17 protein-coding genes are annotated in these 21,188 nt (G+C 72.5%); 4 read left to right on the top strand and 13 right to left on the bottom strand.

Going from position 1 to position 21,188, the window contains the following annotated elements:
* Positions 1–15: 15 nt before the first annotated feature.
* The 4 genes from OG202_RS20030 to OG202_RS20045 form a co-directional block, all read right to left on the bottom strand.
* Positions 16–1,275, bottom strand: a complete 1,260-nt coding sequence (locus OG202_RS20030; protein WP_443052350.1) for a dipeptidase — start codon at positions 1,273–1,275, stop codon at positions 16–18.
* 387 nt (positions 1,276–1,662) lie between these two features.
* The gene (locus OG202_RS20035; RefSeq protein ID WP_327732234.1) at positions 1,663–2,850 is read right to left on the bottom strand and encodes a dipeptidase; all 1,188 of its coding nucleotides are present in this window, start codon (positions 2,848–2,850) and stop codon (positions 1,663–1,665) included.
* Positions 2,851–2,908: 58 nt separating this feature from the next.
* Positions 2,909–3,433 carry a 5-(carboxyamino)imidazole ribonucleotide mutase gene (gene purE, locus OG202_RS20040; RefSeq protein ID WP_326582322.1) on the bottom strand — a complete coding sequence of 175 codons (525 nt, stop codon included), beginning with the start codon at positions 3,431–3,433 and terminating at the stop codon, positions 2,909–2,911.
* Entirely contained in the window at positions 3,430–4,569 is a 1,140-nt protein-coding gene (locus tag OG202_RS20045; RefSeq protein WP_326582321.1) for a 5-(carboxyamino)imidazole ribonucleotide synthase, read from the bottom strand. Before OG202_RS20045 ends, purE begins: the two co-directional genes overlap by 4 nt.
* Before the next feature lie 252 nt (positions 4,570–4,821).
* On the opposite strand from OG202_RS20045, the gene OG202_RS20050 reads away from it, so the two are divergent.
* On the top strand, positions 4,822–5,364 hold the full coding sequence (locus OG202_RS20050; protein ID WP_326582320.1) for a GtrA family protein: 543 nt from the start codon (positions 4,822–4,824) through the stop codon (positions 5,362–5,364).
* A gap of 131 nt (positions 5,365–5,495) precedes the next feature.
* Here the strand turns inward: OG202_RS20050 and OG202_RS20055 are convergent, their stop codons facing one another.
* Both OG202_RS20055 and OG202_RS20060 read right to left on the bottom strand, forming a co-directional pair.
* Positions 5,496–6,764 carry an ATP-binding protein gene (locus OG202_RS20055; RefSeq protein WP_326582319.1) on the bottom strand — a complete coding sequence of 423 codons (1,269 nt, stop codon included), beginning with the start codon at positions 6,762–6,764 and terminating at the stop codon, positions 5,496–5,498.
* Between the two features lie 242 nt (positions 6,765–7,006).
* Positions 7,007–7,684 (bottom strand): response regulator transcription factor, encoded by a 678-nt coding sequence (locus tag OG202_RS20060; RefSeq protein WP_326582318.1) that lies wholly within the window; start codon positions 7,682–7,684, stop codon positions 7,007–7,009.
* A gap of 640 nt (positions 7,685–8,324) precedes the next feature.
* Here OG202_RS20060 and OG202_RS20065 point away from each other — a divergent pair.
* On the top strand, positions 8,325–9,869 hold the full coding sequence (locus tag OG202_RS20065; protein WP_327729398.1) for a peptide MFS transporter: 1,545 nt from the start codon (positions 8,325–8,327) through the stop codon (positions 9,867–9,869).
* Positions 9,870–9,936: 67 nt separating this feature from the next.
* Here OG202_RS20065 and OG202_RS20070 read toward each other — a convergent pair whose 3' ends face one another.
* From OG202_RS20070 to OG202_RS20085, 4 genes are all read right to left on the bottom strand, one after another.
* The gene (locus tag OG202_RS20070; RefSeq protein ID WP_443052351.1) at positions 9,937–10,995 is read right to left on the bottom strand and encodes a hypothetical protein; all 1,059 of its coding nucleotides are present in this window, start codon (positions 10,993–10,995) and stop codon (positions 9,937–9,939) included.
* Between the two features lie 153 nt (positions 10,996–11,148).
* Positions 11,149–11,883: an LPXTG cell wall anchor domain-containing protein gene (locus OG202_RS20075; protein WP_327729396.1), complete on the bottom strand. Its 735-nt coding sequence runs from the start codon at positions 11,881–11,883 to the stop codon at positions 11,149–11,151.
* 238 nt (positions 11,884–12,121) lie between these two features.
* Positions 12,122–12,637 (bottom strand): ATP-binding protein, encoded by a 516-nt coding sequence (locus OG202_RS20080; protein WP_326582315.1) that lies wholly within the window; start codon positions 12,635–12,637, stop codon positions 12,122–12,124.
* Positions 12,638–13,075: 438 nt separating this feature from the next.
* Positions 13,076–13,444, bottom strand: a complete 369-nt coding sequence (locus OG202_RS20085) for an STAS domain-containing protein (RefSeq protein ID WP_326582314.1) — start codon at positions 13,442–13,444, stop codon at positions 13,076–13,078.
* A gap of 235 nt (positions 13,445–13,679) precedes the next feature.
* Between OG202_RS20085 and OG202_RS20090 the strand changes: the two genes are divergently transcribed.
* Positions 13,680–14,594, top strand: a complete 915-nt coding sequence (locus OG202_RS20090; RefSeq protein WP_328223232.1) for an RNA polymerase sigma factor SigF — start codon at positions 13,680–13,682, stop codon at positions 14,592–14,594.
* A 247-nt stretch (positions 14,595–14,841) separates the two neighbouring features.
* Positions 14,842–17,154 (top strand): RICIN domain-containing protein, encoded by a 2,313-nt coding sequence (locus OG202_RS20095; protein ID WP_328223233.1) that lies wholly within the window; start codon positions 14,842–14,844, stop codon positions 17,152–17,154.
* Between the two features lie 60 nt (positions 17,155–17,214).
* Here the strand turns inward: OG202_RS20095 and hutI are convergent, their stop codons facing one another.
* Genes hutI through OG202_RS20110 form a run of 3 tightly spaced genes read right to left on the bottom strand, consistent with a single transcriptional unit; the run spans position 17,215 to position 21,070 of the window.
* Complete coding sequence (gene hutI / locus OG202_RS20100) at positions 17,215–18,516, bottom strand: imidazolonepropionase (protein ID WP_327729394.1); 1,302 nt, start codon at positions 18,514–18,516, stop codon at positions 17,215–17,217.
* Positions 18,513–19,868, bottom strand: a complete 1,356-nt coding sequence (locus OG202_RS20105) for a formimidoylglutamate deiminase (RefSeq protein ID WP_326582310.1) — start codon at positions 19,866–19,868, stop codon at positions 18,513–18,515. The genes hutI and OG202_RS20105 overlap by 4 nt, the downstream gene beginning before the upstream one ends.
* Positions 19,865–21,070, bottom strand: a complete 1,206-nt coding sequence (locus OG202_RS20110; RefSeq protein WP_326582309.1) for an allantoate amidohydrolase — start codon at positions 21,068–21,070, stop codon at positions 19,865–19,867. Before OG202_RS20110 ends, OG202_RS20105 begins: the two co-directional genes overlap by 4 nt.
* Positions 21,071–21,188: the final 118 nt, after the last annotated feature.

Below are 21,188 nucleotides of genomic sequence, written 5' to 3' on the forward strand. Positions count from 1 at the left end.
CGGCGGCCCGGCTGCCTATCCGTCCAGCTCCGTTATCTTCGCCGTCGACGCCTCCCGGCGGTCCTGGGCCGCCCGCGCCGTGAAGTCGGCGCTGCGCAGGACGCGTTGGACGTTGCCCCAGGTGAGGAGCGCGAGGTCGTCCGCCGGCCAGCCCCGGCGCATCAGCTCGACGACGAGGTGCGGGTAGCAGGAGGCGTCGGTGAGGCTGGCGGGGTGGGCGGCGCCCGAGTCGTACGTGCCGGAGAGGCCGACGCAATCGGGGCCGGCGATCTTGCGGACGTGGTCGAGGTGGTCGGCCACGTCCGGGATGGACGGGCCGGTCTGCTCGGCGGTCAGCGGCACCATGCACAGGCCCTGGGCCTCGCCCAGCTCGGCGAGGAGGTCGTCGGAGAGGTTGGCGGGGTGGGAGCGCAGGGCGTGGGCAGCCGAGCGGGTGCACAGGACCGGGGAGCGGGAGACGGCGAGGGTCCGGCGGACCGTCGCCTCGGGGGCTCCGGAGACGTCGGCGAGGACGCCGATGCGGTTCATCTCGCGGACCACCTCCTCGCCGAACCTGGTCAGCCCGGCCTCGCCCGCCCAGGACACACCGGCGAGCGTGAGGATCTTCAGGCCGAGCGCGTGCAGGGCGCGCAGGATGCCGAGGGAGTCGTCGAGGGCGGGGGCTCCGGCGGGGCCGAGCAGGACGCCGACCCGGCCGCAGTTGCGGGCGTCGGTGGTCTGCCCCGCGCTGTGCACGAGCCGCAGGCCCTCGGGGTGGGCGTGGACGACGGTCCGGACCAGGTCCAGCTGCTCCAGGGTGGCGCCGACGGCCCGCTCGCCCGTCAGGCCCTCCGGCAGGTGCAGGGACCAGAACAGAGCGCCGATGTGGCCCTTGCGCATCCGCGGCACATCGGTGTCCACCCCGCCCTCGCCCAGCTCCAGGTCGTACCAGGGCAGATGGCGCAGCACCCACGGCAGCCCGCTGTAGCCGTCGGCGACGGGGTGCTCGACGAGGAAGGAGTGCGCCGCCGCCAGCTCATCCGGAGGCTCGGCCTCACCGGGCTCGGCGGTCAGGGCTTCGGCCGACCCGGGCTCGCCCGTCCGGAACCCGGCCCACCCGGGCTCGCCCGTCCGGAACTCCGCCGTCCCGGGCTCGGCCCACGTCAGCTCGGCCGTCCCGGCCGCGGGGCCCTCGGCGGTCGCAGGCTCGCCGGTCCCGGACGCGGCGGTCCCGAGCTCGGCGGTCCCGGGCTCGCCCGTCCGGAACTCCGCCGTCCCGGGCTCGGCCCACGTCAGCTCGGCCGTCCCGGCCGCGGGGCCCTCGGCGGTCGCGGGCTCGCCGGTCCCGGACGCGGCGGTCCCGGGCCCGGCGGTCCCGGTCGTGCCGTCGGCCGTCGCCTCGGGCTCCGCCGCCGGAAGCCGAGGGCCCGGCTTCGGCGTGGGCTTGGACTTGCCCTTCGTACCGGTGGTGGGCGGGGTGTCGAGCTCCCCCGCCTCACCCGCCGCTTGCAGTTCGTCCTGCAGATCTGCCATGGCGGACCTCCGTAGCCGTTGGGTGATCGCAGTACTCGTCACCGTGGCACGGAGGCCGCCCGCGTTCCTGGTGGGTGGGGCGTTCGGGTTGTACGGCCGCGGCGGGGCCGTCGTTGCGCCACCCGGGTGACGCCCGGGCGGCACCCGGTGTCACCCGTCCAGCTGCTCCAGCGTCGCGTTCGACGGGCCCGTACGGGCCCGGAGGTCCCGGGCCACGTCCTCCGCCGCGCCCAGCACCCGGACCGCGTTGCGCCAGGTCAGCTTGGCCAGGTCGGCCCGGGACCAGCCCCGGTCGAGGAGCTCGGCGATCAGGTTCGGGTAGGAGGAGACGTCGCCCAGGCCGTCCGGGGTGAAGGCCGTGCCGTCGTAGTCGCCGCCGATGCCGAGGTGGTCGATGCCGGCGACCTCGCGCATGTGGTCGAGATGGTCCGCGACCGTGGACACCGTGGCGACCGGACGGGGGCTGCGCTCCTCGAAGGCGCGGTGCACCGCCATCCCCTCGGGGGTGGTGTCGAGGTGGTGGAGGCCGTGGGCCCGCATGTTCTCGTCGGCGGCCGCCGTCCAGTCGACGGCGGCCTGGAGCACGAACTTCGGCACGAACGTCACCATCGCCACTCCCCCGTTGGCCGGGAGCCGCTCCAGGACGTCGTCCGGGATGTTGCGGGGGTGGTCGCAGACGGCCCGCGACGACGAGTGGGAGAAGATCACCGGGGCCACCGACGTGTCGAGCGCGTCGCGCATCGTCGTCGCGGCGACGTGCGAGAGGTCGACGAGCATGCCCTCGCGGTTCATCTCCCGGACGACGGCCCGGCCGAAGGCCGAGAGGCCGCCGACCGCCGCCTTGTCCGTCGCGGAGTCGGCCCAGGCGATGTTGTCGTTGTGGGTGAGCGTCATGTAGCGGACACCGAGCGCGTACAGCGCCCGCAGGGTGGCGAGACTGTTGTCGATGGAGTGGCCGCCCTCGGCGCCCATCAGGGAGGCGACACGGCCCTCGGCGCGGGCCGCCTCCATGTCGGCCGCGGTCAGCGCGGCCCGCAGCTCGGCGGGGTAACGGTCGATCAACTGCCGTACGCAGTCGATCTGTTCGAGCGTCGCGGAGACGGCACTCGGCAGCACCTCGGCGTCCGAGGGGACGTACACCGACCAGAACTGCGCCCCGACGCCGCCCGCGCGCAGCCGCGCCAGGTCGGTGTGGAGAAAGGCGCTCTGGTCGGTGGCGATGTCCCGCGCGTCCAGGTCGTAGCGGACCTGCTCGCGCAGTGCCCAGGGCAGGTCGTTGTGCCCGTCCGCGACCGGGAACTCCCGCAGCAGCTCCCGGGCCGCCTCCAGTGACGCCATGTCCATGCCCATACCCATGTCCCCCGTGTCCCCCGTGATCCCCGTCATCGCGTCGCGTCTACTTCCCGAAGCCGAAGCCGTTGCCGGCTCCCTCGACCTTGGTGCGCAGGCGCTTGCCCTTCTCGGTGGCCTGGTCGTTCAGCTCCTGCTGGAACTCCCGCATACGGCCGAGGAGTTCCTCGTCGTGCGTGGCCAGGATGCGCGCGGCCAGCAGTCCGGCGTTGCGGGCCCCGGCGACGGAGACCGTCGCGACGGGCACACCGGCCGGCATCTGCACGATCGACAGCAGGGAGTCCATCCCGTCGAGGTACTTCAGCGGCACGGGGACCCCGATGACCGGCAGCGGGGTCACGGACGCGAGCATGCCGGGCAGATGGGCGGCGCCGCCCGCCCCCGCGATGATCACCTTGAGGCCCCGGCCCGCGGCCTCCTCGCCGTACGCGACCATCTCGCGCGGCATCCGGTGCGCGGAGACGACGTCGACCTCGTACGCGATCTCGAACTCGTCGAGGGCCTGCGCGGCGGCCTCCATGACGGGCCAGTCGGAGTCCGAACCCATGACAATGCCTACGACAGGGCTCATTCGGTGATCGTGCCTCTCAGATAGCCGGCGGCGTGACGGGCGCGCTCCAGCACGTCGTCGAGGTCGTCGCCGTAGGTGTTGACGTGACCGACCTTACGGCCGGGCTTCACGTCCTTGCCGTACATGTGGATCTTGAGCTGTGGGTCGCGGGCCATGCAGTGCAGGTACGCGGAGTACATGTCGGGGTAGTCGCCGCCGAGGACGTTGACCATGACGGTCCACTTCGCGCGCGGGCGCGGGTCGCCCAGCGGCAGGTCGAGGACGGCCCGTACGTGGTTGGCGAACTGCGAGGTGATCGCGCCGTCCTGGCTCCAGTGGCCGGAGTTGTGGGGGCGCATGGCCAGCTCGTTGACCAGGATGCGGCCGTCGCGGGTCTGGAACAGCTCGACGGCCAGGTGGCCGATCACGTCCAGTTCCTTGGCGATGGTGAGGGCCAGCTCCTCGGCCCTGAGGGCGAGGCCCCGGTCGAGGTCGGGGGCGGGCGCGATGACGGTGTCGCAGACGCCGTTCACCTGCTGCGACTCCACCACCGGGTAGGCCACGGCCTGGCCGTGCGGCGACCGTACGACGTTGGCGGCCAGCTCCCGGACGAAGTCGACCTTCTCCTCCGCGAGGACCGGGACACCGGCGCGGAAGGGCTCGGCGGCGTCCTCGACGGACCGGGCGACCCACACGCCCTTGCCGTCGTAGCCGCCGCGCACGGTCTTGAGGATGACCGGAAACCCCTCGCCCTCGGCGGCGAAAGCGGCCACGTCGTCGGGGTCCGCGACGATGCGGTGCCGTGGGCAGGGCACGCCGATCGCGTCGAGTCTCGCGCGCATCACGCCCTTGTCCTGGGCGTGCTGGAGCGCGTCCGGGCCCGGGCGTACGGGGATACCGTCCGCTTCCAGGGCCCGTAGATGCTCGGTGGGTACGTGTTCGTGATCGAAGGTGATCACGTCGCAGCCCTGCGCGAACGCACGCAGCGTGTCGAGGTCGCGGTAGTCGCCGATGACGACATCGCCGACGACCTGCGCCGCGGAATCCTGAGGGGTGTCACTGAGGAGCTTGAACCTGATGCCGAGCGGGATGCCCGCCTCGTGTGTCATACGAGCGAGCTGCCCCCCGCCGACCATGCCGACTACCGGGAACGTCACGCCCCCAGGGTATCGGCCACGGAATCGGCCACTCCCCGGTGCCCGATTTCCCCGCCCGTTTCCCCACCGGACCGCCCCGGGACCTCCCCCGCGTCCCGGGTGTGAGCTTCCGCACAGGCGTTGCCAAGGGGCGCTGGTTAGCATGGCTGAACCAGTGGATTTCGACCGAAGATCAACTCATTTCGGACGGACCAGCAACCGGCTGACCACCGGCACGACACCGACCGGACCGAGCGACGGGGGCCGCACACCATGGGAAGTACCACCTCGGGGCCTGATACGAAGCCCCGCGGCGCCCTGCGCCGCCGGATCGACCAGCTCGTACGAGAGGTCGCCAAGTTCGGCGCGGTGGGCGGTGCGGGGCTGCTGGTGAACCTCGCGGTGTTCAACCTCGTGCGGCACACCACCGACCTGCAGGTCGTGCGGGCCAGTGTCATCGCGACGATCGTCGCGATCGCGTTCAACTACGTCGGGTTCCGCTACTTCACGTACCGGGACCGTGACAAGAGCGGCCGTACGAAGGAGCTGTCGCTCTTCCTGCTGTTCAGCGCGGTCGGGCTGGTGATCGAGAACGGTGTCCTGTACACCGCGACCTACGGCTTCGACTGGGACAGCCCCCTGCAGTCCAACATCTTCAAGTTCCTCGGCATCGGCATCGCGACCCTCTTCCGCTTCTGGTCGTACCGCAGCTGGGTGTTCCGGGCCCTCCCGGCCCGCAAGGCCGTGTCGAGCGCGGAATCGTTCCTCGAAGCGGGGGCCGCCCACCCACCCGCGGTCACGGGCAAGCGCCGCTGAGGGCCGGGCCCCGAAGGGGCGCGGGGAACCGCGCGAGAAGCCCCACCGGCCCGCACCCGCTGTGGCACCCGCCGTCGCACGCCCCGGAGCCACGGCGCGTCCGCGCACACCGCCCGCACCCCACCGCCGAGCTACCGAACGGGCCGGTCATCGCCGGACGGCGTCCGCACCGGCGTACGCGACAGGAACAGCCCGAACACCGGCGGCTGCGCCTGGAGCATCTCCAGGCGCCCCCCGTCGGCCTCCGCGAGGTCGCGCGCCACGGCCAGCCCGATCCCCGTCGAGTTGCGCCCGCTGATCGCCCGCTCGAAGATCCGCGCCCCGAGGTCGGCGGGAACGCCGGGCCCCTCGTCGGTGACCTCGATCACCGCCTGGTTCCCGGTGACGCGGGTGCGCAACGCCACCGTGCCGCCGCCGTGCATGAGCGAGTTCTCGATCAACGCGGCCAGCACCTGCGCGACCGCGCCCGGCGTGCCCACCGCCTGAAGGTGGCGCTTGCCCGAGCTGACGACGGCCCGCCCGGCGCTCCGGTAGGCCGGCCGCCACTCCTCCAACTGCTGCTTGATCACCTCGTCGAGCTCGAAGGAGACGGCGGAGCCGTTACGGGGGTCGCGGGAGTTGGTGAGGAGCCGCTCCACGACGTCCGTGAGGCGTTCGACCTGGGTGAGCGCGATGTGGGCCTCCTCCTTCACCGTGGCGAGGTCGTCCGTGAGGGTGATCTCCTCCAGCCGCATGGACAGCGCGGTCAGCGGCGTCCGCAGCTGATGGGACGCGTCCGCCGCGAGACGCCGCTCGGCGGTCAGCATGCGGCCGATGCGCTCGGCGGAGGAGTCCAGCACGTCCGCGACCCGGTCCAGCTCCGGGACGCCGTAGCGCTTGTGGCGGGGGCGGGGGTCGCCGGAGCCGAGCCGTTCGGCGGTCTCGGCGAGGTCGGTGAGGGGGGAGGCGAGGCGGTTGGCCTGGCGTACGGCGAGGACGACGGCGGCGATGACGGCGAGCAGGGCGACCGCCGCGATGATCAGCAGCGTGCGGCCGACCTCGCGGCTGACCGCCGAACGGGACTCCTCGACCGTGACGACCTCGTCCTTCTCGCCCTTGGCCTCATGGCGGATGACGTCGCCGACGGGCTTCTCGCCGATCTCGATCGTGGCCTGGCCGGGGATCTCGATACGGGCGTAGCGCTCGTCGCCGACCTGGTCCCTGAGGACCTCCGCGGTGATCCGTTCGTCGCCGATGATGCGGCTGTCCACGATGCTCGTCAGCTGGACCGCCTCGGACTCCACGCGTTCCTGGGCGCTGGTGCTGATCGTGCGGGTCTCGACGATGACGAGGGAGACGCCGAAGACCGCGATGACCACGAGGACGACGGCGAGGGTGGACTGGATGAGACGGCGGCGCACGGTTGCCCTCCGGGCGGGCGGGTGTTCCTGGACCTCTGATTGTGCGACACCCGGCGCCTGGTGCCGGGCGGGGGGCGGTGTCGCTTACCGGCGCTCGCCGGACGCGGCCCACGAGCGGCAGGGCCGCGCCCCGTGAGCGGCGCGGGGAACCGCACGGTCAGCGGTCAGCGGTCAGCCGCGCATCCCCTGCGGCCGCCGCACGGCACACGCCCCCGTGCCGCTCGGCGCCCGGCCCCTGCCGGTCAGTTCTTCTCGAAGCGGAACCCGACCCCGCGCACCGTCGCGATGTACCGCGGATTCGCCGCGTCGTCGCCGAGCTTCTTGCGCAGCCAGGAGATGTGCATGTCCAGCGTCTTCGTCGACGACCACCACGTCGTGTCCCAGACCTCGCGCATCAACTGGTCACGGGTGACGACCCGCCCCGCGTCGCGCACGAGCACCCGCAGCAGGTCGAATTCCTTCGCGGTGAGCTGAAGCTCCTCCTCCCCCATCCACGCCCGGTGCGACTCGACGTCGATCCGCACCCCATGGGTGGCGGGCGGCTGCGTCGGCTCCGCGGCGCCGCGCCGGAGCAGGGCCCGGACACGGGCCAGCAACTCGGCGAGCCGGAAGGGCTTGGTGACGTAGTCGTCGGCGCCCGCGTCCAGGCCCACGACGGTGTCCACCTCGTCGGCGCGCGCGGTCAGGATGAGGATCGGCACGGTGAGGCCCTCGGCGCGCAGCCGGCGGGCCACCTCCAGGCCGTCCATCCCGGGCAGCCCCAGGTCCAGGACGACCAGGTCGACGCCACCCTGCGTTCCGGCGTCCAGCGCGGTGGGTCCGTCCTCACGGACCTCCACCTCGTACCCTTCCCGGCGCAGTGCGCGAGCCAACGGCTCCGAGATGGACGCGTCGTCCTCGGCGAGCAGTACACGGGTCATGAGGTGATGGTAGTCCGCCGAGAACCGCAGGTGGAGGGGGATCGACAAGCGTGATTCACACCTGCTTCCCCTGGTTCTCCTACTTCGGCGGGGCATGATCCACTGTGGCGGGTGTTTCGTCCCACCCCCGGTGAAGATCCGCGTCGACGTGTGGAGAAGGCGCCCGGGTCCGGTGCGGGTCGCGCGGCGATCCCGTGAACACTGCGTCGCCGTGCCACGCCCTCCGTGGTCACCTCCTGCGTCTACGCGACGCGAACCATTGAATGACCTTCGAATGTGCGATCAAGGTTCCATTCTTACCTGTGATCCGCCTCTCAAGCGCTTCCTTTTCCCGCAGTCCTGTGGCGTATGGTGACGGAACGCCTGTAGCAACATGTGAGGGCCTTTGGCGGTATATCTGCGCTGAAGGTCTCTTTTATGTGCGGAATGACCTGTGGCCGGACCCCGAACACGCGGGACGCATCGACGCGTCGACGCGCGTAGAGGGGCATGGATCCCGGTGGTCGCCGTCCGCCGCCCCGTGTCCCGGGGCGGACTCCCCGTGGGCGTGGGGCGGACGTCCCGGCCGGCCGGTCCCGGCCGACCCCCTCCACCGGGCGCGCGCCCCCACGCGCTCCGTCCCGACCTGCAAGGAACGACCATGGCGTCCAGCCTGACGAAGGACTCGGCCGGCCGGGGAACCCCCGGCACCGAGGGCACCTTCTTCGGCCACCCCCGCGGACTGGCCACTCTCTTCATGACCGAGATGTGGGAACGATTCTCCTACTACGGCATGAAGGCCCTCCTCACCGTCTACCTGCTCTCCGGCGGCCCCGACGCCGGCAAGGGGAGCATGGGCGGCGGCCTGGCCATGGACCTGGCCACCACCACCACGATCGTCGCCGTCTACTCGGCGATGGTGTACCTGCTCGCGATGCCCGGCGGCTGGCTCGGCGACCGGGTCTGGGGCCCCCGCAAGACGGTGACGATCGCCGCGGTCACGATCATGTCCGGACACCTGGTGCTCGCCCTGCCGGGCGGTCAGGCACCGTTCTTCACGGGCCTGGCCCTGGTCGCGGCCGGCTCCGGCCTGCTGAAGGCAAACATCTCCACGATGGTGGGCCATCTCTACGACGGCCCCGAGGACCCCCGGCGCGACGGCGGCTTCACGATCTTCTACATGGGCATCAACGCGGGTGCCTTCTTCGCCCCGCTGGCCATCGGCACCGTCGGCCAGGAGGTCAACTGGCACCTCGGCTTCGGCATGGCCGCGGTCGGCATGGCCATCGGCCTCGCCGCCTTCCTCGCCGGCAGCCGGACCCTGAGCCCGAGGAGCGACCTCGTCCCCAAGCCGCTGGCGGCCGAGGAGCGCGCCTCCTGGCTGCGCAAGGGTCTGCTGTGGCTGGCCGTCGCGGCCGTCTTCTACGGAGCCGTGGGCCTCAGCGGCCACTTCACCCTGAACTGGGCGATGATCCCGCTGACCGTCATCGGTCTGGTCGTCCCGGCCGGTGTGCTGCTGCGCATCAAGCGGGACAAGGAGCTGACCACCGCCGAGCAGTCGAAGATGACCGGCTACATCTGGTTCTTCGTCGCCGCCGCCGTGTTCTGGATGATCTACGACCAGGGCGCGTCCACGGTCCAGGCGTTCGGCTCGAACGACGCGAAGGTGGCCGGATCGCTGCTCGGCTTCGCGTTCCCGACCTCCTGGTACCAGTCGCTGAACCCCCTGTTCATCATGGCGCTGGCCCCGGTGTTCGCGTGGCTCTGGCTGTGGCTGAACCGCCAGGGCAGGGAGCCCGGCACGGCCGTGAAGTTCGCGATGGCCCTGGTGCTCGTCGGCGTCTCGTTCTTCTTCTTCCTGATCCCGCTGGGCATGGCGGCGGACGGCACGCTGACCAGCCCGATGTGGCTGGTGGGCATCTACTTCATCCAGACCGTCGGTGAGCTGTGCCTCTCCCCGGTCGGCCTGTCCGTGACGACGAAGATGGCCCCGGCCAAGTACGCCGGCCAGATGATGGGCGTGTGGTTCCTCGCGGTCACCGCGGGCGACTCCGTCACCGGCCTGCTCTCCAACCCCGCCGTCGGCGGCTTCGACCTCAGCGGCACCGGCATGGTCGCCGTGGAGGCCACCCTCGCCGCCCTCGCCGGCTTCGCGATCTACATGTACCGCAGGAAGGTCAGGGCCCTGACCGGCGACGTCCACTGAGACCGGCGCCCGAGGGTCCGTGGGAGGGGCCGCCGTACCCGCGGGTGCGGCGGCCCCTCCTCGTCCCTCACGTGGAGGTGTCCTCCCGCGCCGAGGACAAGCGCGCGGCCCGCGGCACCCCCGGATCCGTGTCCGGTGCGAACCACGGCAGGGCCGACGTCGTGGGCGAGGGGGACGGCGTACGGGGTTGTGCGTGGGCGGCGGTCGAGGGGCTCGGCCTGGGCACCCACGGCGGAAGTCCGGGCATCCGCCGCCCGCGTGCCCTTCGCCCGGGGGCCTCGCGCCCCGGCCGCACCCGGTCCACCACCGCCATGCCGATCCGGAACAGCGCGGCGGGTACGACGAGGCTGAGCATCAGCCAGAAGAGGGTGACGCCCCAGGGGCGGCCGACGCTCCACGGCTGTTCGGTGAGAACCCTGCCGCCGTACTCGAGGGAGACTGTGTAGTCGCCGTGGGCCCCGGCCGCGAGGTCGACGGGCAGGGTGATGCGGGCCTCGCGGCCCGGCTGGATCGTGCCGCGCCACCGCTGTTCCTCCCACTGCGGCGCGAACACCCCGTGGGAGGTGCCGACCTGGAAGACGGGGTCCTTGACCGGGGAGGTGCCGACGTTGCCGACGGTGAGGACCAGCTCACGTGCGGGCGGCGCCCCGAACCAGGTCAACAGCCCGCTGGAGCCCGTCAGTCGGCTGTCCGTCAGGAGCGACAGCCGTCCGCCGGACGCCTCCCGCGGCAACGGCTCGACCGAGTGCCCGGCGACCTGGAAAGCCGCGTCCGCCGCCGCCTTCGGCCCCGTGATGGTGGAGACGTGCACGACGCACGGACACGGCACCGGCGGCTCGGCCACCGGCAACTCCCGGCGGAAGTCGCCCTTGTCGTCGGCGGTCACGGCCCGCCCGTCGCCGTTGGCACAGGTGTCGGTGCCGCCGGGCACACCCCGCGACGGCACGGACTGACCGCAGATCAGCACCATCAGGATCGCCTTCGGCCGCCAGCCGTCCCCGGTCACGGTGACCGAACCACCGGTCCCCGCCTGCGACTTGGACAGCTTCACGGTCGGCTTGTCCGCGGCCTGCGCGGCCCCGCCGGCGAAGGGCGCCACGAGCACCACGACGAGGGCGAACACCACCGCGAGCACCCGCGCCGAGGCCCAGGTCGGGTACGAGTACAAGGTCGAGGTCGAGTACAAGGTCGAGGTCGAGTGCGAGGTCGAGGTCGGGGTCGAGTGCGAGGTCGAGTACGACGCCGGGATCCGCCGCCTTCTGATCACGTTCGGCTCCCGTCAGCGACGTACCGCCTGGTTCCTGCGTGTCACCCAGAGCACCCCCGCCGTCCCCGCGAGCAGCACCGTGCCACCGAGCGTGCCGAGGGCGACCGCCGAGTCGAGGGGCCCGGTCTGCGGCAACTCGCCGCCCGAACCGCCCGTACCACCCGAACCGCCGGTGTCGGACCCGCCCCCCGACCCGCCCGAGGCGCTCCCGCCCGCGGCGGTGACGTCGAGAGTCAGCGACGGGCCGGGGTCGTTGCCCGGCGTGCAGGTGGTCACCGTGCCGAGGGCCTTGATGGTGAGCACACCCGCGGTGAAGTCGACCTTGCCGGTCTTCTTCGGGGTGTACGTACCGCTCAGGTCATTGATCTTGATCGGCGTGTTGGCCGGAAGCGCCTCCTGGTTCGCCGGCCCCGTCACCGTGAGCGTCCCGTTGTCGGCCCCGCCCAACTCGATCGTGGCGCTCGGCGTCATCGCGCCCTTGCCCAGTTCGACCGGGCTGGACGACACGCCCTTCTGCCACGACATCGTGATCTTGTAGCCGTCGCCGCTCTCGACACCCTTGATGTCGATCGGCGACACCGCGGACTTGTCCCCGATCGGCGTCTTGCAGTTGTACTCGACGTCCACGACCTCGGCATGGGCCACCGGGGCGGCCATCAGCACCGCCGAGCCGGCCAGGGCCACGAGGGACGCGAGCGCGGCGGTTCGTTTCTGGTACGTCCGGTACGACACCTCGGCACCCCACATTCTGACGGAACATCAGATCGGCCGCTCAAGCTACGCCGGGGCTCGTGGAGAAGGAAGACACACGTAAGTGTCGGATGTGTGTCGATGGCCCGGACCGGCCCGCCGGGCGTTCAGCGCGCCCGGGAAACCACGAGGGCCCGGGAAACCACGAGGGCCCGGGAAACCACGGAGGCGCGGGGGACCGCGCGATCGACCACGACGAACCCGCGGCCGCCGGCGCACGACGGCGCCATGGCACTCAGGCCGGTGCCCCCAACTCCGCCCACACGGTCTTCCCGGCCGCCCCGGGAGCCCGTACGACCCCCCAGTCCAGACACAGCCGCTGCACGATGAACATCCCGTGCCCACCCGGCCGCCCGGCCCGATGCGGTGTCCGCGGCGCCGGATTCCCCGCCCCCCGGTCGGACACCTCGATCCGCAGCACCTTGTTGTCGCACCCGATCCGCAACTCGGCCGGGCCCCCCGCATGGAGACACGCGTTGGTGACCAGCTCGGACACCACCAGCAGCACGTCCTCCGCCGCGGCCCGCTGATCCGCGGTCGCGGCCGGCAACCACCCCCACGCGTGCAGCGCCTGGCGGGTGAAGTCACGGGCGAGCGGCACCACCCCGCTCTCACCCTCGAAACTGAGCCGACGGGACTGACTGCCCGCGGCGGGGGCCGCGGGCGGGTCCCCGCCGGACACCCCGGAAGCGCCGCCGGCACCCGGTTCCGGGCCGCGGTCGCCCGGCGAGAAAGGCCGGGTGGTGCTCATCAGCGCTTCACCTCACCGATTCACCAGTGCACGATTCAGGACTCATCAAGGGTGCGGGACCGAGGCCCGCGGTACGTGCCGTTTTCTGCTGTCATCCGTTGCGCCATCCGTACTTCCGTCGCACTTCGTCGTACTGCACCGAGCCGTCGCCGGGCCGGCGCCGAACCTCTGGCGTACACGCCGCCGCCCGTCCACGCCCCGTCGCCGAGCCGCTTCCGGGCCGCCGCCGACTCGTCCGCCGACCCGTTCAGGATGTCTCCTGCCCGAGCGAACCGTCAGAACACCCATGTTTTCGGCACACAACCTGTGACGCGAATAACCCGCCGGCCGGGAGGTGACACCTGGGGGTCGGTACCGAGGGCGGGTGGCCGGTCGCGGACGCCGACCGGCCCGGCCGACGGCGTCCATGACGGAGGTCACGGCCGACCGACCGGAGCCCTAGTCGCCCAGGGCCGCATCAAGGGTGTCGTGGACGGTGAACACCGCGTCCGCCCCGGTGATCTCGAAGACCCGCGCCACCGCCGGGAGCATTCCCGCCAGATGGACACCGCCACCCCCCGACTCCGCCCTGAGCCGGGCGCCCAGCAGGACGTTGAGCCCGGTGGAGTCACAGAACTCCAGGCGCGAGCAGTCCACCACCAGGCGCGTGAATCCTTTGTCCAGGCAGCTCTCGAGTGGCTCACGCAACAGGTCGGCGGTGTGGTGATCGAGCTCACCCGCCGGGGTCACGACGGCACTGGGGCCCTCTTCCCGCACCTCGACCCGTAGCCGGCCCGACTGTGCGCTGCCGACCGTCCCACGGTCCATGCCGTCTCTCTCCCGACCGTCGTGACTGTTGACTCGCCCTCGAACACTACGCCTTCTCCACACTCCCCGACACCCGAACAATCGCCCGCAAAGGGACATTTCGCCACAGGAGGCACTTGCGACGACGTCGGGAAACCGGGTAGGGCTAGTAGTGACACCAATCGACACGGCCGGCTTTGGAGGCGCCGCACACCGCAGTGCACGTATTGGCATCGGCGGCCATATGCCGAGAACGATGGAGGACATCATGTCACCCCGGCTCGACGAATCGCATACCCAGAGGGCGACGTCGGCATCCGCCCCGGAAGAGACGCAGGCCGACCTCGCCCATGATCCGGGCGACGCGCTCGCCGACCTTCCGGAGATCCCCCCGTACGACGAGGTGGGGCCGGTGGACGCACGGGCCCTGTCCAAGACCCTCTTCGAGCGGCTGGAGTCCCTCGAGGAAGGCACGTACGAATACTCGTACGTTCGCAACACCCTGGTCGAACTCAACCTGGCTCTGGTGAAGTTCGCCGCCTCCCGGTTCCGCTCGCGCAGCGAACCGATGGAGGACATCATCCAGGTCGGCACGATCGGCCTGATCAAGGCCATCGACCGCTTCGAACTGAGCCGGGGCGTCGAGTTCCCCACCTTCGCGATGCCAACCATCGTCGGCGAGATCAAGCGTTTCTTCCGCGACACGAGCTGGTCCGTACGCGTGCCGCGCAGACTTCAGGAACTCCGGCTCGACCTGGCCAAGGTCGGCGACGAACTGGCCCAGAAGCTCGATCGCGCTCCGACGGTGGGAGAGTTGGCGGAGCGCCTCGGCCTCACGAAGGACGAGGTCGTCGAGGGCATGGCCGCGTCGAACGCGTACACCGCCTCGTCGCTGGACGCCCAGCCCGAGGAGGACGACTCCGAGGGCGCGCTGGCGGACCGGATCGGCTACGAGGACCACGGGCTCGAAGGCATCGAGTACGTCGAGTCCCTGAAGCCGCTGATCGCCGAACTGCCGCCGCGCGACCGGCAGATCCTTTCCCTGCGGTTCGTGGCCAACATGACGCAGTCCGAGATCGGGGACGAACTGGGCATCTCCCAGATGCACGTGTCCCGGCTGCTCTCCCGCACGCTGGTGCGGCTGCGCAAGGGGCTGACGCTGGAGGAGTGAGCGCGTGCCGACGCCGACGACATCGGCGCGGCGGCGTGGACGGAGACATGGGTCGGCCGGGTGCGGCAGGAGTTGCGACACTCCTGACGTACCCGGCCGAACTGTTTCCGGGTCACCCCCCAACTCACCCCCTTACCGCAAGAAACCCCTTCCCCGCGGTTCACCTTCCGCCACTATGGTCACGCGCCAGACTGTTCGGTATGCCAGAAGCCGACTGGCGGACACGGGGGTGCGAGGAGGCACGAGGATGACTCGGGCTCGGGACGAGCGCCCCGGCGGCGACGACGGCCATGGGCACCAGCAGGACACCGGCACGCCGGGCGCACGCCCCGACGAGGTGTCCGAGCACCGGCACGCGAAGGCGTCCGACGCGCGGCTCACCGCGCTGTTACGCGCCGACTCGCCGACCGCGTACCAGGCCCTGCGCGAGCTGCGTGAGCGTCACCACCCGGCCGTCCTCGCCTATGCCCGGCTGTGCGCCGCGAGCGAGTCCTCGGCACGGGAGCTGGCGACACAGGCGTTCACGGTCGCCACCCGGGAGACGGCGCGCGGCATCGAGCCGACCGTCCCCTGGCGCCACCGGCTGCTCCTGCTGACCGCCCGGGTCGCCGCCGGCTGGGCCGGGGACGGAGGCGCGACCGGTCTCGACCCCGCCCTGCGCCTCGTGCTGGACACCACGGGCCCCGACGGCCCCGTCCCGCCCCTGCTCGCGGCGTTCGAACTCCTGCCGCCCCGCCCGCAGGGCCTCATCTGGTACGGCGTCGTGGAGCGCGAACCGGACGACCGTACGGCCGTACTCCTCGGCCTCACCCCCGACGACGTGACGTACAAGCGGGACTCCGCGTTCCTCGCCCTGCGCCAGGCCTGTCTCAGAGTGCGCCTCGCCGCCTCCGACGACCCCCGCTGCCAGGACTTCCGCCGGCTGATCGAGGAGTCCGTACGACCGGACACCCCCCGCCACAGCACGGATCTGCACACCCATATGGAGCATTGCGCGTACTGCTCCGGTGCGTACGAGGAGCTGTGCGCCCTGCGCGACAGCCCGCGCGCGACCCTCGCGGAGGGGCTGCTGCCCTGGGGCGGTACGGCGTATGCGCGGGGTGGGGTGGGGGCGCGGGACAGCGTGGGGGCGCGGGACGATGCGGGTGCGCGGGACGGAACCGGCGCGTGGGACGGCGGCCGTTCGGACGCCGGAGCGGAGGCCGCGGGGGGCTTCGGGGAAGCGGAGACCGGGGCCGGGCCTTGGGCCGGGGCGGGGACGGGGCCTCGGGCCGGGGCCGGGACAGGGACAGGCTCCGGAGCAGGGGATTGGGCAGGGGCGGAGGCGGCGGCCGCGGCTGCCGCCGTGGCAGCGGCATGGGCGGCGTCCGGCTTCGGCTCCGACGCCGGCCCCGACGTCGGCCCCGCCTCCGGGAGCCCCTCCGGCTTCGGCGTCGGTTCCGACTCCGGGAGCTCCTCCGGCTTCGGCGTCGGTTCCGACTCCGGGAGCTCCTCCGGCTTCGGCGTCGGTTCCGACTCCGGGAGCTCCTCCGGCTTCGGCGTCGGTTCCGACTCCGGCGGCAGGGATCGTGCGGCGGACGGGGTGGGGGCGGAGCCCCGGGGCGGTGCGCTGGCCGGGGCGGAGGCGTGGGAAGGTCCCGCCGTCGAAGGCGGCACCGGTGCTTGGGCCGACGCGGCGGCGGGCACCGCGACGGCCGCCGGCCGTGCGGCGGGCGCGGCCGGGAGCAGGGCCGGTGCCGGGACAGCGGCCGGGGCCCACGACGGCGGGGCCGGGGCGTCAAGCCGGGCCGGCACCGGGGCCGTTGCCGAGGCCGGGGTGCCGGGGGCCGGGTGGTCGCCGTCCCGGCGGTTCGTGCTGACGTCGGTGGCCCTGGGGGTGGCGCTGGCGCCGCTGCTGGCGTTCCTGGTGTTCTCGGGCTCGGTCGGCTCGTCGTCCGACGGCGCGGCGGATTCCGTCGGTACGCCCGCCACGCCGCCGTCGGGCCCGGTGACCCCGACGGTCCCGCAGAGCCCGACGCCGTCCCCGACCCCTTCGGACACCGGGAGCCCCTCGAAGCCCCCGGCGAAGGAGAAGCCGACGCGGAGCCCGAGTCCGAGTCCGTCGAGGACGGGCCTCCCTACGCCGTCGCTGCCGTACGGGCCGCCGCTGAACGGCGCCTACGCCCAGGTGGTGAACATCGCCTCGGGCCTGTGCCTGGACATCCGGGGCGAGTTGGAGAAGGGCACCGACGTCGTCACCGCCACCTGCTCCGCGCGCGCCACCCAGCGCTGGCGCCTCGACTCCCACCGGAACGCCCTCCAGTCGTTCGCCGATCCCGACCTGTGCCTCGACAGCCGGGGGGCGACCGACGACGGCGTGGGCATCTGGGAGTGCGACTCGCTGGAGGGGGACAACGGCGAGAACCTGAGGTTCGAGGTCGACTCCCGGGGAGTGATCCGCCCGGCGATCGCGCCGGGGCACGCCGTGACCCCGGACGCGCTCGGCTCCGTCACCTTCGACGAGGTGTCGGGGCGCGACGGGCAGCGGTGGCGGGCGGGCGCCGGGCCCGTCCACGCCTGAGCCCCCGGGCCCGAGGGCTCGAGGGCTCGACGCCTTGCGGACACCCCGCCTGAGGCCCGGTCAGACGACGCGTACGCCCCTGCGCCATACGTCCGTGACCAGGGGGACTCCCGGCCGGTAGGCGAGGTGGACGTGGCTGGGCGCGTCCAGCAGCGCGAGGTCGGCGTACGCGCCCGGCGTGACGCGGCCGACGTCGTCGCGGCGGAGCGCCCGCGCGCCCCCCGCCGTGGCCGACCAGACCGCCTCGTCCGGCGTCATCCCCATGTCCCGCACCGCGAGCGCGACGCAGAAGGGGACGGACGAGGTGAAGGACGATCCCGGGTTGCAGTCCGTGGAGAGGGCCACGGTGACGCCCGCGTCGAGGAGGCGGCGGGCGTCCGGCCACTCGGCGCGGGTGGAGAACTCGGCGCCGGGGAGGAGCGTGGCGACCGTCCGGCTGTGGGCGAGGGCGTCCACGTCGGCGTCGGTGAGGTGGGTGCAGTGGTCCGCGCTCGCCGCGTCGAGTTCCACGGCGAGCTGGACGCCGGGGCCGTACGACAGCTGGTTGGCGTGGATGCGCGGGTGCAGGCCCCTGGCCCTGCCCGCCGTGAGGATCGCCCGGGCCTGGCCGCCGTCGAAGGCGCCCTTCTCGCAGAAGACGTCGATCCAACGAGCGTACGGGGCACAGGCGTCGAGCATCTCGCCGGTGACGAGCGCGACGTAGGCGGCGGGGTCCTCGGCGTGGTCGGGGGACACGATGTGGGCGCCGAGGTACGTCACCTCGTCCGTGTGCCGCGCGGCGATGCGCAGCGCCCGCGCCTCGTCCTCGACGGTCAGGCCGTAGCCGGACTTCGTCTCGAAGGTGGTGGTGCCCTGACGGAGGGCCTCACGGAGGTAGCGGGTGAGGTTGGCCTCCAGTTCCTCGTCGGTGGCGGCGCGGGTGGCGGCGACGGTCGTCCGGATGCCGCCCGCGCTGTAGGCCCGGCCGGACATGCGGGCGTTGAACTCGGCGGTCCGGTCGCCCGCGAAGACGAGGTGGGAGTGGGAGTCCACGAAGCCGGGGATCACCGCCCGCCCACCGGCGTCGACCCGATTGTCAGTGGCGGGTGCTTTGCTTTGATCACCGGTCCACGCGATGCGTTCACCGTCGATGACGACGGCCGCGCCCTGGATCAGTCCGAGGGGGGAACCGTCGCCGAGGGAGGGGTCGTTGGTGACCAGGGCAGCGATGTTGGTGATGAGCGTGCTCGCGGTGCTCGCTGAGTGGGCGGGGCTGACGTTCGTCGGGCTGCTCATGGCGTCCTTGGTGGCCTGGTCGGCGGTGGGGTCGGGTGCGGGGGCCGGCTCGGGGGCCGGTCGCGTGGGCGGGCGGCCGGGGGTCATCCGCGCAGTGCTTCGACGGCGTCCGCGAGAGCTCCCGGCACATCCGGTACGAGCGCGTGCGCCCCGTCCCGTACGACGTGCCGACCTCCCACGACCGTGTGCGACACGTCCGCTGCCGACGCGGCGAATACCGCCGTCTCCGCGCCGAGCCGTGGAAGCGGCCCCGCTGTCCTGACGGAGTCGAGCGCGATCGTCGTGAAGTCGGCGAGCGCGCCCGTCTCCAGGGCACCGGCGTCGTCCCAGCCGATCGCCGCGTGGCCGTCGGCCGAGGCCGCCCGCAGGAGGGCCGCCGCCGTCCAGTGACCGCGTGTACGGGTGCGCAGCCGCTCGTTCAGTTCCATCGCGCGCGCCTCTTCGAGCAGGTCGACGACGGCGTGGCTGTCGGAGCCGAGGGAGAGCGGGGAGCCCGCCCGTTGCAGGGCGACGGCCGGTCCGATGCCGTCCGCGAGGTCCCGTTCGGTCGTGGGGCACATGCAGGTGCCGGTGCCGCTGTCGCCGATGAGGGCGATGTCCTCGTCGGTGAGGTGGGTGTTGTGGACGCCGGTGGTGCGGGGGCCCAGGACACCGTGGTCGGCGAGGAGTTGGGCGGGGGTGCGGCCGTGCGCCTCGTGGCAGGCGTCGTTCTCCGCCGTCTGCTCCGACAGGTGCACATGCAGCGGGGCCCGCCGCTCCTCGGCCCATCGCGCCACCGTCGCCAGCTGCCCGGCCGGCACGGCCCGTACGGAGTGCACGGCCGCCCCGATCCGCGCGTGATCCCGGTCCTTGAGAACTGAACAGCGTTCCGCCCAGGCCTCCGCGGTGCCGTCGGAGAAGCGGAGCTGATGGTGGTCGGGCGCCTTTCCGAAGCCGGCGGAGAGGTAGGCCGTGTCGAGGAGGGTGATCCGGATGCCCGCCTCGGCCGCGGCCTCGATGAGCGCCTCGCCCATGGCGTTCGGGTCGGCGTACGGGGTGCCGCCGGGGGCGTGGTGCACGTAGTGGAACTCGCCCACGGCCGTGATCCCGGCCAGCGCCATCTCCGCGTACACGGCCCGCGCGAGGGCGTGGTACGTGTCCGGGGTCAGCCGGTCCGCCACCCGGTACATGACCTCGCGCCAGGTCCAGAAGGTGCCCGAGCCGACCTGGACGGTTCCGCGCAGGGCGCGGTGGAAGGCGTGGCTGTGGGCGTTGGCGAGGCCGGGCAGGGTGAGCCCGCGCAGGACGACCGCGCCCGGGGGCGGGGTGGGCGTCTCGCCGCGCACGGCGGTGATGCGGCCGGCCCGGGGGGTGCCCTCTCCGGCCACGGTCAGGGTCACGCCTGGCTCGACATGGGTGCCGAGCCAGGCGTGTTCGAGCCAGTAGGTCGTCTCCGTCACCTGCGGGCCAGCCCTTCCAGTACGTCGGCGAGCGCGGTCACCCCGGCCAGGCAGTCGTCCTCGGCGGCGTGCTCGGCCGGGGAGTGCGAGACGCCTGTCGGGTTGCGCACGAACAGCATGGCGGTCGGGACGGTCCCGGAGAGGATCCCGGCGTCGTGTCCGGCGCCGGTCCCGAGCACCGGCACCTTGAGGTCGGCCGCGTCCCGGCCCAGGATGCGGGCGATCTCGTCCCGCAGCGCGTGCTCGAACTCGACGACGGGAGTGAAGGACTCCCGGACGACATCGAGCTCGATCCCGTGTTCCTGGGCGTAGTCCCGGGCGGCCTCTTCGATCGCGCCGACGACCGTGTCCAGTGTCTTCTGGTCCTCGGCGCGGGAGTCGAGCCAGCCGCGCACGAGGGAGGGAATGGCGTTGACCCCGTTCGGCTCGACGGAGATCTTGCCGAACGTGGCGACGGCACCGGCGAGCCGTGCCTCCCGGCGGGCCGCGAGAACGGTCTCCGCGTACGACAGCATGGGGTCCCGGCGGTCGACGAGCCGCGTCGTTCCGGCGTGGTTCGCCTCGCCCCGGAAGTCGAACCGCCAGCGTCCGTGCGGCCAGATGGCACTGGCGATCCCGACGGCGTCCCCGGACAGGTCCAGGGCCCGCCCCTGCTCGACGTGCAGCTCGACGAACGCCCCGATCCGCGCGAGCCGCTCCGGATCCGGCCCGATTGCCTCCGGGTCGTACCCGGCGGCCTCCATCGCCCGCGGCAGGGTGACCCCGTCCCCGTCGGTCAGCCGCCCCGCCTGCTCGACGGTGAGCCGCCCGGCGGCCAGCCGCGACCCCACACAGGCCAGGCCGAACCGCGCGCCCTCCTCGTCGCCGAAGTTGACGATCCCGAACGGCTTGTCGAACCGCGCACCCCGGGCCCGCAGTTCATCGAGCGCGGCGAAGGACGACACGACACCGAGGGGGCCGTCGAAAGCCCCGCCGTCGGGCACGGAGTCGAGATGCGACCCGGTGACGACGGCGTCACCCTGCTCCGGGTCCCCGAGCCAGGCCCACTGGTTGCCGTTCCGGTCGACCTCGTAGGCCAGCCCCCGGTCCCGGGCCCGCTCCTCGAACCAGGCCCGGCATTCGGCATCGGCGGCAGTCCACGCGAACCGCCGGTATCCGCCTGAGTCGGGGTGCCGGCCGATGGGCTCGAGCTCCCGCCACATCTCGTGGAAGGAGGCACCGCCTCCGTCGGTCGATCCAGGCTGTGGGCGGTCGTTCCGCGGGGCGATGGAGGTCCCCCCGCTCGGGCGAAGCCGAGAGTGGGGGAGGGTGGGCACGGCC

This window comes from Streptomyces sp. NBC_00310 (assembly GCF_036208085.1).
Lineage (GTDB): Bacteria > Actinomycetota > Actinomycetes > Streptomycetales > Streptomycetaceae > Streptomyces.

Excerpts from the sequence above, each read along its gene's own strand:
- OG202_RS20035 (WP_327732234.1), bottom strand. The coding sequence starts at position 2,850 with ATGGCGTCACTGGAGGCGGCCCGGGAGCTGCTGCGGGAGTTCCCGGTC.
- purE (WP_326582322.1), bottom strand. The coding sequence starts at position 3,433 with ATGAGCCCTGTCGTAGGCATTGTCATGGGTTCGGACTCCGACTGGCCC.
- OG202_RS20050 (WP_326582320.1), top strand. The coding sequence starts at position 4,822 with ATGGGAAGTACCACCTCGGGGCCTGATACGAAGCCCCGCGGCGCCCTG.
- OG202_RS20060 (WP_326582318.1), bottom strand. The coding sequence starts at position 7,684 with ATGACCCGTGTACTGCTCGCCGAGGACGACGCGTCCATCTCGGAGCCG.
- OG202_RS20065 (WP_327729398.1), top strand. The coding sequence starts at position 8,325 with ATGGCGTCCAGCCTGACGAAGGACTCGGCCGGCCGGGGAACCCCCGGC.
- OG202_RS20075 (WP_327729396.1), bottom strand. The coding sequence starts at position 11,883 with ATGTGGGGTGCCGAGGTGTCGTACCGGACGTACCAGAAACGAACCGCC.
- OG202_RS20080 (WP_326582315.1), bottom strand. The coding sequence starts at position 12,637 with ATGAGCACCACCCGGCCTTTCTCGCCGGGCGACCGCGGCCCGGAACCG.
- OG202_RS20085 (WP_326582314.1), bottom strand. The coding sequence starts at position 13,444 with ATGGACCGTGGGACGGTCGGCAGCGCACAGTCGGGCCGGCTACGGGTC.
- OG202_RS20090 (WP_328223232.1), top strand. The coding sequence starts at position 13,680 with ATGGAGGACATCATGTCACCCCGGCTCGACGAATCGCATACCCAGAGG.
- OG202_RS20095 (WP_328223233.1), top strand. The coding sequence starts at position 14,842 with ATGACTCGGGCTCGGGACGAGCGCCCCGGCGGCGACGACGGCCATGGG.
- hutI (WP_327729394.1), bottom strand. The coding sequence starts at position 18,516 with ATGACCCCCGGCCGCCCGCCCACGCGACCGGCCCCCGAGCCGGCCCCC.
- OG202_RS20110 (WP_326582309.1), bottom strand. The coding sequence starts at position 21,070 with ATGTGGCGGGAGCTCGAGCCCATCGGCCGGCACCCCGACTCAGGCGGA.